A 16,747-nucleotide genomic window follows, 5' to 3' on the forward strand; every position below is an offset into this window, starting at 1 on the left:
ATTGGCATTATGATTATGTTTTTATTTTTAAGTTTGGATTACCATATAAATGCATTGCTAATCTTCCTTCAGGAACAAAAAATGCATTCGATATATCATCCTTATATATAGCTAATTCTGCATTTGCTAAATGAACAGCAGTAGAAAGTTTGCAACCTTTTTTAAATTCATTAAAAAACACTTCTAGCCAATATGATGGAATAGATATTTCTAATCTCCAGAATGGTGCTATAACTGCTTTGTAACCAAGTTTTAAAATATCATAACATAAAGAAGTCACACTATTGGCAAAAATATCTTCGTTTGTTAAACCTGAATTACAAATAAATAGAATAGCAATTTCTCCTTTTCCAAATAAAGCATCTACATTTAAAATTGCACTTTCAGAACTATGATTAGTATATATTGCCTTGAAATTATTAAATCCAATTTCTCCATGTGCAAGAAAAATATTTATATCTGTATCAATATATTTACTAAGGTTTCTTGACTCAATTATTTTAGTACCATTACTATCTAAAATGGGTTTTAGTTTATTAAAACTAGAATTTATTGGAATATCACCATCTTCAATTGGTATCCAAGCAGTCGAGGAAAAATCTTTTTGTAAATAAAATTCATTCCCATTTTTAATAAGCCATTCAGCTGATATAACATTAGTCAATGGGACTTTAGAACTTATGAAGTCTTTTTTATTAATTATTAAGTTAGATGGAAATTGGGTTAAATCAATACTACTTGAAAACAATATTTCATCATAATCGACTTCAATATCTAAATCACAAAAAGAAAGGGTTTCTAAACTTTTTTGATAATCATCTTCTTGTTCACCAAGATCAAAATACTTTTTTGAATCAAAAAAGAAATTTTCTTTTTGCTTAATCCAAGCTCTCATTTTACTAAAATCCCAATTGGGAATCTCTTTAAAAGTTACTATATTTTCACTCGTTATGATAATTAAGTAAAATACTTCACTATGATAGAAAACCCATACGAAAACCTGATTATCAAGAAGTTTTAAATTCTTAGAAATATACTCATAATAGTTTTCTAATCTTTGTTTAATATCATCGTTAACTTCTATAGTTGCTCTTGCAATAGTATTTGATGAAAAATATTTTTCATCATAAGTCAAGGTGTTGTCATTAAGAACTATACCTGAAAGTAGAATGCTTTCAATATCATTTTGTTTTATTGCTTCTGTAAGCAATAATTTAACTGGTAGTTCTAAATGTTTTATTTCATATTCAAAATCTTTTGATGAATTTGTTTCAAAAACACCATTAAGTAAGTTTATTATATTTTTCTTGTTGTCTAATAAATTTCCAAAGTGTCTTTGCTTAATTGATTTATAACTTTCGGTCTTTAATTCATTTTCAAGGTTTTGTATAAAACCTTCAATTGGCTTATCAAACTCTTTAACTCCAGCGTCTTTATATCTTTTTAAATTATATAAATAATTTAACCAAGGCAAAATACCTGTTTCTTCAAAAGAAATAATTTGAGTTAAATTATTTTTTAAATAATTTAATGACTCATCAATAGTCTCAGGTTTATCATTTAAAGCTTGAAATCTTCCCAAATAGTAACTAAGCTTAAACTTTTGTTCGTCATATTTATTTAGTTTAATTTGAGTTAATATCTCGTTCACTGAGTCCATCATATTAGGCAAATGAAACTCCCTAAAGAATTTTAATGCATTATATAATGATTCCGTAATAACTGAATATTTGAAATCAGTAAACCTTATAAGAGAAGTAAAATATAATGCTCCATATATTACTGCCTCAAAATTATTCTTTTGATAAGTAAAGCACTTAAATAAAATTCCCCACCCATAATGATGTTTTTTCTCTTCTTTAGAGATTACTAAAACTTCTTCACTAAAGTTTCTTGCTCGTTGAAATTTACCATTGAAGTTTAATGAATCTACCATATTATTGCATACTGCAAAGAATTCATTATCTAATCCATATTTTCCCTTAAAAGCTTTGATAATAGCTAATTGCATAAACATACTTTCAAAATCACCATCCTCTAAACTTTTTGGACCAAGAACAGATAAAACACTCAATGCTGATGATATAAGTTTTTTTTCTTCAGTTTTGGTAAAAAGATTTTCGTCTATTTTAAAATCAAATAATCGAATTTCATTATGCCTTCCTTTAAATATTTTGTCTAATAATGGGAAAATTTCATCAAACTCAAAATCGACAAATTTGAATGATTTATCCTTCTTAACTTTTGTGTAGGAGACGTTTGAAAATGCATTGGTTAAGGCATAAATCATATGACTAAAACCTTCGAGTTTTGATTTTTTAATAATTCTATATAATTCGATTTTTGATTTTGATAATTCGTAATCTCCATAAGCTATGGACAAAAGGATATTACTCAATGAATATGAGATAGAATTATCATAAAGCTCATTTTTTCTTTTATCATGATCGTAATAAAATTTATTATTTAGAGCATTATCTAGGACTTTTAATCTGTTATATATATCATCACTATTCTCAATTTGGTCAATGGTATCTACAGTTATTTTTATATTAATGTCATCAGGAGTGACTTGTATCTCTTTCCATACCATTTTTTGAAAAATAGATACAATTGGTATTGGAGATGATAAGAAATTAATGAAATTATTATTAAATTCTTTTTCGTCTTTATAGTATTCAATTTTAGATATTTCTTTTTCTATCTTTTTATCTTTTTTGAATGCTACTTGAACGTTTCTAAATTCCCCTGTAAAAAAATAATTTTTGAATAATTGAAAATCAAAAACTGGTATATTATTAATATGTAGAGAACTAAGAGCATTATGATTTGATACAATCAGTGGAATTATTCCTTTCTCATTTAACTTAGAATCAAGAAATGTTACTTTATCAGCTACATCATAAGTCCTATTACCAATTATTTTTACTACATCATCGATTTCCTTTGGTTCTATTGGATGGTTGTAGCATATCGGTTCTATTAGAATATAATAATCATTTAATTCATAAAGCAAATTATTAGATAGGTCAATTGAATCACTTACAATTTTGTTTAAATCAATTTGGCTAAAAGAATATTTAATTCTTTCTGTGGATAACTCTTTCTCAATAAATGTTTTAAGTAAATTTTCGCTATCATTAGTTGAATAACCAGCATCATAAATCAATTCTTCAACTAATAACGAATAATTTGGAGCATTTAATGTTACTAAACAAAAATATAAGTTATTATCAATTTCATAAAAGGGTTTTCTCCATAAATAAGGTTTTTTGGCAGAAGAAGAAATTGCTGAAACTATTCTTTCTAAAGTTTTTCTTTCATAATCCGTGCATTCAATCAAAAATTTAATTAATTCTTTTTTATTAATTCTAGAAGGAGTATCATAAATAGATAATAAACCATTTCCTGTTTTGCTTAATTTTTCAGATATTAAATTTATAAAGCCTACTATTAAAATTAGGACTTCATTTATATCCATTAAAGTTAGATTGTTAAAGTGTTTTATTTTTTCTCTTTCAAAATGATAAAATCGTACAAATATATTTGCATCAGCAAATAATTTTATTCCAGTCTCTTTTACGACACCTTTAGTAATATTCAAAAAACCATTTTCAACTATTAAATATTCAGCTCCAAGCTTTTCTTTATATACTTCTTTGTAAAAACCACTTAAATAATATAAAGTTTCACTTAGATTACTGTGTGTTCTAATATCGGCTGTTTGCGTTAGTAGTTTGATCCATTTAAGATTAGTAGTAATTTTAAATTCATCAAAACTTGGATTTGATTCAATATCACCATTTTCAAAAATTAAAACTTCATATGACGATTTAATGTTTAATAAGATATTTGTATTATACCATATGTATGTAAAATATTTCCAAAGTTCTTCATCATCTAGATTAATAGATGGAAAAAATAAAATTTTAGAAAACTTCCATTCATTTATTAAAGAAATTAAGAAACTGAGAATATCTCCTCCTATCTCTATAATTTGTTGAACATTTATTTCACTTCCATTTTCTTGTTTGAATTTTGAAAATTCAATATTCCCGATACTAGAATCGTCATTTTCGTTAATATATTGAGATAAAACTTTAGGTTTAATGTCTATAAAATGCTTATTAATAGCTCTATGCAAGAAGTCTATTGTTTCAATTTTCGTTAGATTTAATCGGGTAAAAGAATCAATAATATTCTTTTTAACTTGAACATTATATTGATTACATATTGCTATAAATTTTAAAATTTCCTCCTCTTTATCTGTTACTTCATCACCAAATTCTTCTGCTATTTTTTTTAAATTAAAGCTTTCTGAAAATGGGTTAGAATAATCATTCAGTAAAATTGACATAATTCTATCCGAAATAGGTAATTCTTGCATGTTTATAAAGTAAATTAAGCGACTAAATAGATAATCTTTTAATAATTACAAGGTAAGTATTTTCAGTAATTATTTATTTAGGGAATACCGTAATTAAAAAAATGAGAATTAATAAATCCATTTCACACACATTCCACTTCTCTCCTATCGTTGCTTCGTAAAAAGAGTGTTCCATTAACATTGTAGAAGAAACTTTTTAGAATAAATTTTTTAAAGAAACTGTAGTAATAACTTTCGCTTTTAACCAAAGCTCAAGTTACATAACGCAGAACATTATAGTACATTTTTATAAATAGGTTTATCCTGTGGATGAAGCTATTTATAACAAAGATGGCGCGTTGGAGAAATTACGATGTTTAGTACTACACATTCATTTATAAAAAAAAATGCTAGCTATAATGTAATATTATGTAAAATATCCCAGAAGAATTCGTTTTCATAAGAATAATTGGAACTTGGGTCATTAAACTAATAAGCGGTTTGCTTCGCAGAGTTTTTTAAAACATTATGTATCTATAATTAGCCGTTATGTAAAATTGCCGCTGCCTATGCGCTCGATTGCTTTTTTAAAATAATTATGCTATCGCATTAATTTTCTAAAACACAATTCCCAACCGCATAGCCATCGCCATAAAAAAGCTAACCTTTTAGAGTTATTCAAAATTCTCGTATTTGAGGATGAATAGTTATTACCTAATAATAGTACTAGTACTAAATCAAGTAGCATAAATACTTCAAGATTCATGAAAATAGTACACAATTATTTTTCTGATATATAGATATTTGGATATATTTAGAACCTATAACAACGTTTCAACGTTTAGATACTATTTATTTTAAAAACAGCATGAAAAAAACAGTCATTTTAGTAATAGCTCTTATATCCGTTTTTACAACATTAGCTCAAGAAAGTACTACCGAGAAAAACCCAAGAAATAATATTCGACAAGGATTTGGCACACATAATTCTTTTGATTTAGGATTAGGGTTTGTGAATCCAAATTTTAGGACAGATGGCTCTGCATATTTTTTTGAAGATTGGGATACAGAAGGTGTGATTTATACAAAGGACCACGGAAGTTTTAAGATCAAGAAGATTAATATAAATCTATTTGATAATAAATTGGAAGCTATTTATGATGAAAGTTCGGTATATACATTTGATACTAAAAACTTAATGAAAATAGTCATCAATAATAAAGTCTTTCGAGTTTTTGAAATTGATGATGAATTAAAAATTTTCCAATTGGTTTTTAAAGATTCCTTTTCGGTATATAAATATTATCATGTAATTTTTTCTGAAGGTGCTGTAAATCCAATGCTTAATAGAAGTTCTAATAAGTATATTAAGAATGAAAGATATTTTCTATATCGTGATAAGAATTTAACGAAAATGAAACTTTCAAAAAAAGCATTTTCTAAACTCTTTCAATCTGACAACTTGGAACAACAAACTATTTCTGATTATATTCAAAAAAGTAAGTTATCACTAAAGAAAGAAGAAGATTTAATTAAAGCGTTACAATATATAACGCGATAACTGTTCCTTAGCTGTTTTTATATCTGTATCATTTTGGGATGCAGTGTAAATAGATTTCTAAAAAACAAACGCTAATTTTTATTTCAAAATAGCCTAAAAAACTATATTCGCGCCATGTGGATGTATTTGGGCTTATTAGCGGCACTTTTCTTAGGGTTACATAACTTATGTAAGAAGTATGCAGTACAAGGAAATGAAGTGTTTCCTGTGCTTTTAGGAACCGTTTCTAGTGGTTTTTTATTTATAGCTGTTTTTTATGTCATATCATTGTTTTATCCGAACTATGCGGTAGCTAACGGTTATGATTTTCAAGAAATTTCTTTACAAACGCACGGTTTTATTTTTATAAAATCTGTGATAATGGCAAGTTCTTGGATACTTGCATATCAAGCTTTAAAACATTTACCTATTACGATCGTAACTCCTATTCGCTCAGCAGGTCCTTTTTTTACGTTTATTGGGGCTATCGTTATTTATAAAGAAAGTCCTAACGGATACCAATGGATTGGTTTTTTCTTAATTATACTTTCAGTACTATTATATTCTAGAATTGGAAAAAAAGAAGGCATTCATTTTAAACGTAACAAATGGATATTTGCAATTATAGGGGCTACATTTTTAGGAGCTTCTAGCGGTTTGTATGATAAGTTTTTAATTCAGAGTTTAGCATTAAATCCGCAAACGTTACAATTTTGGTTTTGTCTATATACGATTCTTATCTTATTAATCATCTTAACCTTTACTTGGTTTCCGTATCCCCATAAACGATCAGCGTTTACATTTCGTTGGTCTATTATTGCTGTAGGGGTCTTATTACAGGCCGCAGATTATTTTTACTTTAAAGCTTTACAAGATCCTGAAGCACTTATAATGCTACTATCTGCAATTAAGCGCAGTCAGATTTTAATTGCTGTGGTTGTAGGTGGTTTACTTTTTAAAGAAAAAAATAAGCGAAAAAAACTAGTGCCACTCGCAGGTATTATGATAGGAGTATTTTTGATACTGTACTCATAAATATATTGGATTTGTGTCTTGGTACGCTTTATCATTTCATTCTCCCGTTGGTCGTGAATCTCGCAAGCTCGATTTCGCGAAAGCGAACTCATGAGACCAGTCTGTAGGGAGGCTAGTTCATAATCATTCCATCTTCTCATCTTCGGTTACTAATTCTTTAAAGCCCTTTTATTTGTTGTTTTAAGTAGAACTAAAGTAACAAGATTGGGTTTTTAACGTCTTCATTTTAAAGTATAAATATGGAAATTAAAAGTATACAGAAAATAGGCGGAATTTGTGCAATCCTTGAAGGACTCATCTATATTGTAGCTTTCATTATTTATGGAGGCGTGTTTGTATATCCAGGAACAGGCGCAACTGCCGCTGAAGAATTTAATTTCCTGTCCAATAATTATATGACATTATCTATACTAAACTTTACAAGTTATGTACTGTTTGGTATTTTATTAGCAGTTGTAGTAGTAGCAATACATGAACGCCTCAAAAAGAATGCTCCCAATGTTTCAAAATTGGCATTCATTTTTGGAGTCATTTGGGTAGGATTGGTTATGGCTAGTGGTATGATTAGTAACATCGGTCTTCATACTATTATTGGAAGTGCTGATCCTGAAGAAGCAATGCAAATTTGGTCTAGTGTAAGTATTGTTACTGAAGGTCTTGGAGGTGGAAACGAAATTGTAGGCGGGCTTTGGGTATTATTAATAAGTTGTATTTCGTTACAAGAAAAACTGTTTTCAAAACCTCTTATTTTTCTAGGAATGCTTGTAGGAATAGCAGGAATCTTAACCGTATATCCATTAGATATTTTTACAGAGATTTTTGGGAGTACTCAAATCATTTGGTTTGTATGGATTGGTGCGGTTATGATTCGTAAACCTGAAGTTCCTGTAAAAAACTAAGGAGTAATGCTTAAAAAAAACCATGGACTTTAATAAAGTCCATGGTGACATGTGATTGTTATTCCTTAGTCTGTTGGGCTTCCATACATATTTGAACAGATGTCTTGCCACTCGTTTTGATTATCATCATATTCTGAATCGGCCATGATAGCCCTAATAATACAGTTTTGATACTCAGTACGTGCCCCTCCTACACTCTTTAATAATGTAGCATCATTAATTTGGAATTTCTTAAGTTTTAAAAGATTTGATTTCATAATAAGCTATTTATGTGATTAATATGAATTAAAAGTAGTGGCTCTTATCAAGGGGGTCCGTAAACTCCGACAAGGCTTTCCTTAGTCTATCTTAAGTTTCATGAATTTGGTATTCCGTTAGTGAATTTAGTACGGTTCAAGTGTATTAATGAGTGTGATTGTTTCTAATTACGCTTTCGCGAAAGCGTATAATTAAATGTTTTTTTACTGCTCATTGTTTTTAATCAAATTCGCTAACCAAGCCACACTACGTACTCCAGTCCTTGGAAATGCTGTCTGATGATTTCCTTCAATGATTATAGGGAGTACTGATAACGTCTTATCATTCTTATTTTTTAATAGCGTAATAAATTTTTCTATATGCTCACTTGCCTCTACTTCTAAGTTTCCATAAGAAATAAAGACATTTGCATTCAGATGACTGTTTTTTTGTGCTGTTTTAGATGCTAGTTCTGTAAAATAAGGAATATCACCATTAAGTGCAGCACTACCAAGAATGTAGTTTTTAAAAGTCTCTGGTTGGGTTAACAACACATATGCGCCAAACACACCTCCTAGTGAATACCCAAAATACGTACGATTATTTGGATCGGTTCGATAATGGCTCTCTACATATGCTATCACATCATTGCGAATGAAATCTAGATGATTACTGGCTTGCCCAAATTGATATTTAGCTTTGATGCTCAGCATTACTAGACTTACTAACTGAGTAATCTCTATATCTACTTATGTGAAATCTTCCTGCTTTCTTAAATTCTTCGTCTATATCCTTTTGCCAAGAGATTCCAACCAAAATAGCTTCTTCTAGTATATATTCAGCAGTTCCTGATAATATCTCTACATGCGAACTTAAACGCACCAATTTAATTTAATACACAATTCATCCATAAAAAAGCGCAGTTCAGTACAATCATTTCTTTAAACAATACTGTTTTCATGACATTTGAATAACTGAAAACGGTTATTTATGATTCAAGTACAAAATTTATCTAAATCCTTTCAAGCTATAAAAGCGGTAGATGATATTAGTTTTACCATTAAAAAAGGAGAAATCTTTGGACTGTTAGGGCCTAATGGCGCAGGAAAATCTACTACCCTCAATATGATGAGTGCTATATTAAAAAGTGATGAAGGTACTATTCAAATGGACGGTAATACGATTAAAGGTCACTCAAAAGAATGTAAACACTTGATAGGTGTTGTTCCTCAAGAAATATCTTTATACGAAGATCTTTCTGCCTATAAAAACTTATTATTTTGGGGCAATTTATATGGAATTCCTTCTAAAGAGTTAAAAGATCGAATTCATACAACATTAGAACTGATTGGATTATTAGATCGTAAAAACGATTTAATCAAAACCTATTCTGGAGGAATGAAACGAAGAATCAATATAGCCGCTGCACTGTTACATCAGCCTAAAGTATTGTTTATGGATGAGCCTACAGTGGGTATCGATCCACAAAGTAGAAATCATATTTTTGAAGTTATCGAAACCTTGAATAAACAAGGAATGACCATTGTGTATACCACACATTATATGGAAGAAGTAGAACGTTTGTGTGATCGTATTGCTATTATAGACTCAGGTAAAATTATTGCGCAAGGTACACAAGCACAACTAAAAGAATTAGTCCCTACGAAAGAAAGCATTCAATTTGAATTTAGTTTCCTATCCGAAAGTAATGTAAATCAATTAAGGGAACGACTTCCTTATATCATGACACAAAATAAAAGTAAACTGATAGTACAAAGTACCGTAAAAGAACTTTCTAAAATTATCACAGTTTGTAATGAATTACAGTTAAATATCAAAGATATACAGCTGAATAAAGTAAACTTAGAAGCTATCTTTTTAAGTCTAACAGGAAAACAATTAAGAGATTAATAAACCTCATAGCGTTTCATTTATAAAATCAACTAGTATGATATTTACTATATTAAAAAAAGACCTGAGATTGTACTTCTCAGATAAAAAAGGAATTCTTGTTACCTTTTTATTGCCTATTATCATGATTACGCTATTTGCATTTGCATTTGGAGGTGTCGCAAAAAAGAAAAGTGCTCCCAAACCTTTAGGCGTTTTGGTAGTAGATAAAGATACTACAGTAACTTCCCAAGAGTTGATTGCAAAATTGAATAGTCTTCCAACCATTCGTTTAATTCCTTCAGAGGAAGAGAATGCACTGAATCTTGTTAGAAAAGGAGAAAATGTTGCAGCCTTGATTATTGAAAACGGATTTTCTGAGGCTATCAAAATTGAGGCAGACCTGCCTGTAGAATTAAAATACGATGCTGCTAGAGATTTACAGATGCGAATTGTTCATACCCTTTTAAAAGAAGGTTTTAAGTATCATTTAGGAAAAGGAGATGCCATAAGTGAAGTAAAACTTAAGACGACTTCTCTAATTAAAGAGAGCTTTACCAAGGCACATCCAGGTTTGGTACAAGCTGTTGGTGGCACAGCTATTATGATGTTATTATTTAGTATCGCAGCTATAGGAGGTGGATTGCTTGATGAAAAAGAAGCAGGAACTTTAAAGCGTTTATTAATTGCTCCTGTAAAGCCATTAGATATTTTATTAGCAAAAATGGGTACTGCAATGATCGTATCTATTTTACAATTAACAGTGATGTTTATATTCGCTTGGGTAGCATTTGGATTACCCATTTTTATGGATATCTCCTCATTAATCATATTGATTTTATGTATCTCTTTTGCAGTTTCAAGTTTTGGAGTTTTCTTAGTTTCTACTGTAAAAACGCGTCAGCAATTACAGGGAATGAGTACTATTATTATCATTTTAATGTCAGCCATTGGAGGAAGTATGATTCCTATTAGTATGATGCCAGCTTTTATGCAGGATATTGCAATTATTAGTGTGAATTATTGGGGAATCGAAGGGTTTTTTGATATTTTTTGGAGACAATTGCCTATGATAGATATTCTTCCTAAAATGGGAATCCTATTAGCTATTGGTATAGGAATGACATTGGTTTCTACTGTATTATTTAAAAAGAATATTATAGAGATAGCTTAATTTTATTTCCTTACTCTTTTCGTATTCATTTAATAATTCAAATTACGCTTTCGCGAAAGCGCAAAAACAATCCTAATATACTCATGCTAAATACAGTATATATATACCTGTAAAATTGTGAATATCTATTCTCACTTTGAATTTTTCACTTATATCGAAATCTTATATTTGGCACCTTTAAAACAACATAACTATGAGCGTAACTTGGTACGAGTGCAAAGTAAAATATAGAAAAATGGATGAAGCATCAGGGATGCAAAAGGTAAAGACAGAACCTTTCTTAGTAGATGCGATTTCTTATACAGAAGCTGAGAGTAGAATTACTCAGGAAATGTCTGTGTATTTAAGTGATAGTGACGAAATTAATATCACCAATATTAAAGTAGCTAATTATGCAGAAATACACCCGTTTGAAAATTCGGATAGATGGTTTAAATCTAAGGTTTCTTTAATTGCTTTTGATGAAGAAAGTGGTAAAGAGCGTAAAACAAATCAATATCTATTGGTACAGGCAAATGATGTAAAGGAAGCTTTTGAGAATACCACAAGTGTCATGAAAGATACTATGGGAGAATATACAATACCTGCGATTGCAGAGTCTCCTGTGATGGATGTATTTCCTTACTTTTCTGGAGAAGAAAGCGAGTTGGAACGTCTAGAGAAGTTTACAGCGTTAAAAAATTCAGTACCTGTCACTGACGAAGAGGAATAAACGTATTTATTATATCGCATATATAAAAGAGGCAATATACCTATGTGTATTGCCTCTTTTTTATGAGATAATTTTAGAGCTTCTTTCCATTCTTATATATTGTCATCTCTAACAAATCATAACTAGCTGCTATTTTTTTAGGATCTGAGTTCTCCTCTTTTTTTAAGTGCTTATCAAAAAATGAGCAAATAAGTTCATTAGTTATTTTAATGCCTTCTCTTGCATCAATAGTACCTGTTTGTGCTAGGCTTTTTACAGGTACCATCAAAGGAATATCCATAAAGTTTGGATGTGCCGCGGTCAATAGTTTGCTCTCATAAAAGTAGTCGGTACTTTTATGCTTATAAGTATGTGCATTAATATCATGATGAGCTGCTGGCCAATCAGAAGCTATGTATAAAAAGGGTTTGTGGTAGATCGTATCCATCATTTCTCCCCACTGTATCCCATCTATATTTACAGCGGCTTTTATTCGGTTATCTTTTATGGTGAGTTGCCCTGCTGCACCCCCTCCCCTAGAATGTCCAAATACACCAATTTTACTGAGGTCTAATCTGTTTTTTAGAAATCCATTTTTATTCCAATTGTCTAATTGATCTAAGGTATATATCATATCCTTTGTCCATCTTTTTACCATGTTAGATACATTATACTCTTTGGAGGCTTTTCTAATTATAGCATGTCGCTCATCATATGAATACTCATTTTCAAAGGCTTGCTTTATGGGTGTGATGTGTTGCATAGCATCTGCACCATCTACGGTTTGAAATTCATAATCAAAAAGCTTCTCAGAACCGTCAGGAAACATAGCGCCTAAACTTTCATAGGTGTGATTCATATTAATAATAATATACCCGTGACTCGCAATTTCGGTAAGTAACGCATAATAGCCAGATGCATTAGATCCATACCCATGAGAAAAAAGAAGAACAGGAAACGTATCTTCTACTATAGGTGCTTCCTGATATACATGCGTTTTTACTTGATCTAAATAATCCATAGACGCAGGAGGTAATAGGCCACCTCCATATTTCTGTATAAAACTAGTTCTATTAGTTTTATCTAAATATGGATCTTCTTTCGCGAAAGCGATAGTATTTGAAGGATACCAAACTTTGACCATCAATTCTCTCTTATCAGAAAGGTCTTTTGTAATAGGTTCATCCATAGCAGTTTTTAGATGTATGGAGTGTGTTCCTACTTGATAAACACCTGTAGGTTTAGGTATTGAAAATACTGGAAGTACATGAGGGATTATCCAACTTGGAAATAAAACCATGATGAGCATGACATACCCCAAAACTCTTATGAAAGTAAGTTTTATAGGCAGTATTCCTTTTACTGCATAAATTCTCCAAAGTAATATACATAACAAAATATACCCAGGAATCATTTGCCATCGCCAGCCTTCTATGATGAAATGAAACCCCAAGAGGCTTATGATTGCTATATAAAGGGGTCTCTTATGAATCTTTTTAAGAAGTGGTCGTTTTACAAAAGGCAAAATAGTGACTATAAGCAATAGTATAATTTCTAAAAATCTCATATGTTTATTATTGATGAATTATGATTCCTTCAAACATAGAATTTTAGAAGTGCATTGTCAATGTTAAAACAAGCTCTAAATCGGTTGTTTATAGGGTGAAAAGTGTTGTTCTTTGAAAACAAAAGAAATCATATTGAAATCAGTATGGTTTTATCGTTTTGCTCTCCGGTTGGTCTAGAACCTTACAAGTTCGGTTTTGCGAAAACGTATACAACAAGATTACTAAGAGTATAAAATCTTTATTTGAAATCAATGTATCTCCTAGTACAAAATCCTTTTTTGACACCCCGACATTCAGGCGTCATTTGCCTGCAATTGCTAGGTATACCTTCAAAAATGATATAGTTTTACCCTATCAATTAAATATATAGTATGAAAAAAACACAACGACGTTATGACTTAGATTGGTGGCGAGTCATCTCTATCTTTCTAGTTTTTTTACACCATATAGGTATGCCTTTTAATGGTGATGATTTTCATATTATGAATGGAACATCTAGTAAATTACTCGATGATAGTATGGTCTTTTTTGAACAATTTAGACTTCCTTTATTATTTATTATTTCTGGTGTAGGAACTGTATTTGCATTTTCAAAACGAAGTTGGTTACAATTTATAAAAGAACGTGCTTTGCGTTTACTGATTCCGTTGATTTTTGGTGTATTTATAATTGTACCACCACAAACATATATAGAGCAGATAAACACTTACGCATCCTATAGTACTTTTTACAAAGGAATTTTAGATCATATAGAAGTAAATCACCTTTGGTTTATTGAAAACCTATTTTACTTATCAGTAGCAAGTATTCCTCTTATTTTGTTTATAAGATCTAAATATGCGATACGATTTAAAAATATAATTACTGTTTTTACTTCCAAACCACTAGGAATGTTTTTGTTGGTACTCCCACTTATGATCATAAAAATTGTGTCCAAAAAATACTATCCCGATGATAGTTCTGATATAACCAATTTATCCACTACCCTATTTTATGGTTATTTCTTTATAGTGGGTATTATACTTGCTGGCACTCCTGCTGTTTGGGAATCATTAAAGAAGTATCGAAAAACAAATCTTTTATTAACCGTTATGGCAACCCTAGTGTTTTATGCGTATTATTTTATGCCAAATGATATAGCCAGTTCGTATTGGGAAGTCTCTACACGATGGCGTATTTGGTATGGCGTTAGTGCTTTGGTAAGTTGGACGGTTATTTGTACGTTATTAGGTTATGGTCAATTATGGTTGTCAAAACCTAGTACCTTACTTACAAAATGTAATGAAGCGATCTATCCTTTTTATATACTGCATCAGACCGTGCTTATTGTGATTGGGTATTATGTGATACAACAGTCTTGGAGTATTCCTGTAAAGCTTTTAATACTTGCGCTGAGTTCTTTTTTGATGATTGTTTGTATATATAGATATATTGTATATCCTTTTAAGATCATGCGTTTTCTGTTTGGAATGAAAAAAAAGTAGCGGTGATATGCTTTCGCGAAATCTAACTTGAGAGATTGATTATAACTTATACAGTATTTCCGATGTATTTTGTCATTTTCCATTTTTATTGAGATAACTTTTACATCTGTTGACACTTCTTTTGCATCCTTTTGACATTTTTGTAAATGACTGGGTTTAGTTTTACCTCAAAATTAAAACATTATGCAAAAACTATTCATCACTCTTATGATTCTTACTAGTACTGTAGTTACTAGTCAAGTACAAAACATTTCTGTAACCCATCCCTTAGATCATCAAAAAAGTGTTCTTCACTGGAAAGGTTCTTATACCTTTAATATAAGCGAACACAATGGTGTAGTTTATTTTAAACGAGGCGAACTCACTACAAAGGGCGATCAAATTACGGGAGGTTCTTTTGTGATAGATATGCTATCTATAGATAATGTGCCCAATAGTGATCATAAAGGTCCTATTGAGCATCTAAAAGATTCCGATTTTTTTGATGTCTACAAATTTCCTGTAGCCAAGCTTGTTTTGACTTCTGTTGAGTATTTCCCAAATACCAATACGCATGAAATATTTGCGGATCTCACTATTAAAGGGATTACACAAAATATCAAGTTTTATGCAGATATAGACGGTATTAAAAATACGATGAAAGCCCATTTTAAAATAGATCGTACACGATGGGGAATTACCTATAATAACAAAGCAAAGGATAAAGCAATCTCTGACGCTGTTGAATTTAAGGCAGAGTTATATTTTTAAAGTATTCATAGAAGCTGTTGTCATTTAGAGTTTATTGAATGATTTCTTTCTTTAACGTTAAAAATCAAAGAAAGAAATCATCATTCATTCATCTCTAGTTTATACCCCACTCCATGTACATTGGTAATTTTAATAGAGGTATCGTCTTTAAGTTTTTTACGAAGTTTTGAAATATACGTATCTAAGCTTCTTCCTACAATAACGCCATTATCCTCCCAAACTCTCTTGGTAAGTTCATCTCGTTTAACAACTTGATTCGGTTGGGAAACAAAAATGGCTAGCAATTCGCATTCTTTCTTTGAGAGTCCAATCTCTATAGCTTCTTTCACTAATTTATTTTGTTCTGGATAGAATTTAAAAATCCCAATAGCAGTATGTGTATTATTACTGGTATGATGTTGGTTAGGTACGCTTTCGCGAAAGCGTGTATATAAACGATCCCAATAAGCAAGTCCTATAAAAAGTACAAAGAGTATGCATAATAATAGCAAAACCTGCTGTTTATTTAACATCGGAGGTGGGCCTTGTATAAACTGTGCTTTGATTGTAAAACAATTCTCTGGTAATACTCTATTGCTACATGGTATAATATCTCTCTCTATATCATTTAAAATAGAATAACTATAAGCAACTTCTTGATCTTTGCACTGAATCACTTCTATAAGATATTGCCCAGGTAATGCCGCTCTGTGAAATGATTCCTTTACAATGGACACAATGTTATTTGGAGTTATGGATAAAGGACGCTCAAATGACAATTCATAATTTAGCTCATTAATTTCAATCACAGGAAGCACTAAAGATACCGTATCTTGATTTTCTAATAATAATTGATTACCAACATCTCGCAAAGATATTTTTACGCGTTCAGAGAAATGTACTTCTTTAGTATCTGGAGTAAAAAAAAGCCAAAGTATACTAATTAGTATAGCAAAAGCAATCCCGAGACATACATATTTTCTTCTTGTCATAATAGCTGCAAATAACTTGTAAATTCTTGACTTTATATAGTGATTGACATTTCTTTTACACTTTTTTGACACTTTTTATTTTCAAAAAATGACTGATTTCAAAAAGTACAATTTATAGAGATTTTTTTGTGCTAGTAGATAT

14 protein-coding genes are annotated in these 16,747 nt (G+C 30.3%); 8 read left to right on the plus strand and 6 right to left on the minus strand.

All coding sequences use genetic code 11. The features are described from left to right. Window positions 1-13: 13 nt before the first annotated feature. A complete protein-coding gene (locus Q1A01_RS05910; protein ID WP_299677417.1) occupies window positions 14-4,387 on the minus strand; it encodes a hypothetical protein in 4,374 nt (1,457 codons plus the stop codon). A gap of 847 nt (window positions 4,388-5,234) precedes the next feature. On the opposite strand from Q1A01_RS05910, the gene Q1A01_RS05915 reads away from it, so the two are divergent. From Q1A01_RS05915 to Q1A01_RS05925, 3 genes are all read left to right on the plus strand, one after another. Further along, a complete protein-coding gene (locus Q1A01_RS05915) occupies window positions 5,235-5,927 on the plus strand; it encodes a hypothetical protein (RefSeq protein WP_299677420.1) in 693 nt (230 codons plus the stop codon). A gap of 114 nt (window positions 5,928-6,041) precedes the next feature. Continuing rightward, on the plus strand, window positions 6,042-6,941 hold the full coding sequence (locus Q1A01_RS05920; protein ID WP_299677423.1) for a DMT family transporter: 900 nt from the start codon (window positions 6,042-6,044) through the stop codon (window positions 6,939-6,941). 239 nt (window positions 6,942-7,180) lie between these two features. Next, window positions 7,181-7,840, plus strand: a complete 660-nt coding sequence (locus tag Q1A01_RS05925) for a DUF4386 family protein (RefSeq protein WP_299677426.1) — start codon at window positions 7,181-7,183, stop codon at window positions 7,838-7,840. 65 nt (window positions 7,841-7,905) lie between these two features. Here Q1A01_RS05925 and Q1A01_RS05930 read toward each other — a convergent pair whose 3' ends face one another. The 3 genes from Q1A01_RS05930 to Q1A01_RS05940 form a co-directional block, all read right to left on the minus strand. Beyond that, complete coding sequence (locus Q1A01_RS05930; protein WP_299677429.1) at window positions 7,906-8,097, minus strand: hypothetical protein; 192 nt, start codon at window positions 8,095-8,097, stop codon at window positions 7,906-7,908. A gap of 204 nt (window positions 8,098-8,301) precedes the next feature. Next, window positions 8,302-8,790, minus strand: coding sequence for an alpha/beta hydrolase-fold protein (locus tag Q1A01_RS05935; protein WP_299677432.1), 489 nt, complete (start codon window positions 8,788-8,790; stop codon window positions 8,302-8,304). Further along, a complete protein-coding gene (locus tag Q1A01_RS05940; protein WP_299677435.1) occupies window positions 8,771-8,959 on the minus strand; it encodes a hypothetical protein in 189 nt (62 codons plus the stop codon). Before Q1A01_RS05940 ends, Q1A01_RS05935 begins: the two co-directional genes overlap by 20 nt. A 108-nt stretch (window positions 8,960-9,067) precedes the next feature. On the opposite strand from Q1A01_RS05940, the gene Q1A01_RS05945 reads away from it, so the two are divergent. The 3 genes from Q1A01_RS05945 to Q1A01_RS05955 all read left to right on the plus strand — a co-directional run bounded on the left by Q1A01_RS05945 (window position 9,068) and on the right by Q1A01_RS05955 (window position 11,853). After that, the gene (locus Q1A01_RS05945) at window positions 9,068-9,988 is read left to right on the plus strand and encodes an ABC transporter ATP-binding protein (protein WP_299677438.1); all 921 of its coding nucleotides are present in this window, start codon (window positions 9,068-9,070) and stop codon (window positions 9,986-9,988) included. Between the two features lie 37 nt (window positions 9,989-10,025). Next, window positions 10,026-11,141, plus strand: a complete 1,116-nt coding sequence (locus tag Q1A01_RS05950; RefSeq protein WP_299677441.1) for an ABC transporter permease — start codon at window positions 10,026-10,028, stop codon at window positions 11,139-11,141. Window positions 11,142-11,334: 193 nt separating this feature from the next. Next, window positions 11,335-11,853, plus strand: coding sequence for a DUF4494 domain-containing protein (locus tag Q1A01_RS05955; RefSeq protein WP_299677444.1), 519 nt, complete (start codon window positions 11,335-11,337; stop codon window positions 11,851-11,853). A 73-nt stretch (window positions 11,854-11,926) separates the two neighbouring features. Here Q1A01_RS05955 and Q1A01_RS05960 read toward each other — a convergent pair whose 3' ends face one another. Next, window positions 11,927-13,399 carry a hypothetical protein gene (locus Q1A01_RS05960; protein WP_299677447.1) on the minus strand — a complete coding sequence of 491 codons (1,473 nt, stop codon included), beginning with the start codon at window positions 13,397-13,399 and terminating at the stop codon, window positions 11,927-11,929. Between the two features lie 372 nt (window positions 13,400-13,771). Between Q1A01_RS05960 and Q1A01_RS05965 the strand changes: the two genes are divergently transcribed. Both Q1A01_RS05965 and Q1A01_RS05970 read left to right on the plus strand, forming a co-directional pair. Next, a complete protein-coding gene (locus tag Q1A01_RS05965) occupies window positions 13,772-14,884 on the plus strand; it encodes an acyltransferase family protein (RefSeq protein ID WP_299677450.1) in 1,113 nt (370 codons plus the stop codon). 183 nt (window positions 14,885-15,067) lie between these two features. Beyond that, complete coding sequence (locus tag Q1A01_RS05970) at window positions 15,068-15,634, plus strand: YceI family protein (RefSeq protein WP_299677453.1); 567 nt, start codon at window positions 15,068-15,070, stop codon at window positions 15,632-15,634. 80 nt (window positions 15,635-15,714) lie between these two features. On the opposite strand, the gene Q1A01_RS05975 is transcribed toward Q1A01_RS05970, so the two are convergent. Next, a complete protein-coding gene (locus Q1A01_RS05975) occupies window positions 15,715-16,605 on the minus strand; it encodes a winged helix-turn-helix domain-containing protein (protein WP_299677456.1) in 891 nt (296 codons plus the stop codon). Window positions 16,606-16,747 lie beyond the last annotated feature (142 nt).

Source organism: uncultured Dokdonia sp. (assembly GCF_947492815.1).
Classification (GTDB): Bacteria; Bacteroidota; Bacteroidia; order Flavobacteriales; family Flavobacteriaceae; genus Dokdonia.

Excerpts from the sequence above, each read along its gene's own strand:
- Q1A01_RS05910 (WP_299677417.1), bottom strand. The coding sequence starts at position 4,387 with ATGCAAGAATTACCTATTTCGGATAGAATTATGTCAATTTTACTGAAT.
- Q1A01_RS05915 (WP_299677420.1), top strand. The coding sequence starts at position 5,235 with ATGAAAAAAACAGTCATTTTAGTAATAGCTCTTATATCCGTTTTTACA.
- Q1A01_RS05920 (WP_299677423.1), top strand. The coding sequence starts at position 6,042 with ATGTGGATGTATTTGGGCTTATTAGCGGCACTTTTCTTAGGGTTACAT.
- Q1A01_RS05925 (WP_299677426.1), top strand. The coding sequence starts at position 7,181 with ATGGAAATTAAAAGTATACAGAAAATAGGCGGAATTTGTGCAATCCTT.
- Q1A01_RS05930 (WP_299677429.1), bottom strand. The coding sequence starts at position 8,097 with ATGAAATCAAATCTTTTAAAACTTAAGAAATTCCAAATTAATGATGCT.
- Q1A01_RS05935 (WP_299677432.1), bottom strand. The coding sequence starts at position 8,790 with ATGCTGAGCATCAAAGCTAAATATCAATTTGGGCAAGCCAGTAATCAT.
- Q1A01_RS05945 (WP_299677438.1), top strand. The coding sequence starts at position 9,068 with ATGATTCAAGTACAAAATTTATCTAAATCCTTTCAAGCTATAAAAGCG.
- Q1A01_RS05950 (WP_299677441.1), top strand. The coding sequence starts at position 10,026 with ATGATATTTACTATATTAAAAAAAGACCTGAGATTGTACTTCTCAGAT.
- Q1A01_RS05955 (WP_299677444.1), top strand. The coding sequence starts at position 11,335 with ATGAGCGTAACTTGGTACGAGTGCAAAGTAAAATATAGAAAAATGGAT.
- Q1A01_RS05960 (WP_299677447.1), bottom strand. The coding sequence starts at position 13,399 with ATGAGATTTTTAGAAATTATACTATTGCTTATAGTCACTATTTTGCCT.
- Q1A01_RS05965 (WP_299677450.1), top strand. The coding sequence starts at position 13,772 with ATGAAAAAAACACAACGACGTTATGACTTAGATTGGTGGCGAGTCATC.
- Q1A01_RS05970 (WP_299677453.1), top strand. The coding sequence starts at position 15,068 with ATGCAAAAACTATTCATCACTCTTATGATTCTTACTAGTACTGTAGTT.
- Q1A01_RS05975 (WP_299677456.1), bottom strand. The coding sequence starts at position 16,605 with ATGACAAGAAGAAAATATGTATGTCTCGGGATTGCTTTTGCTATACTA.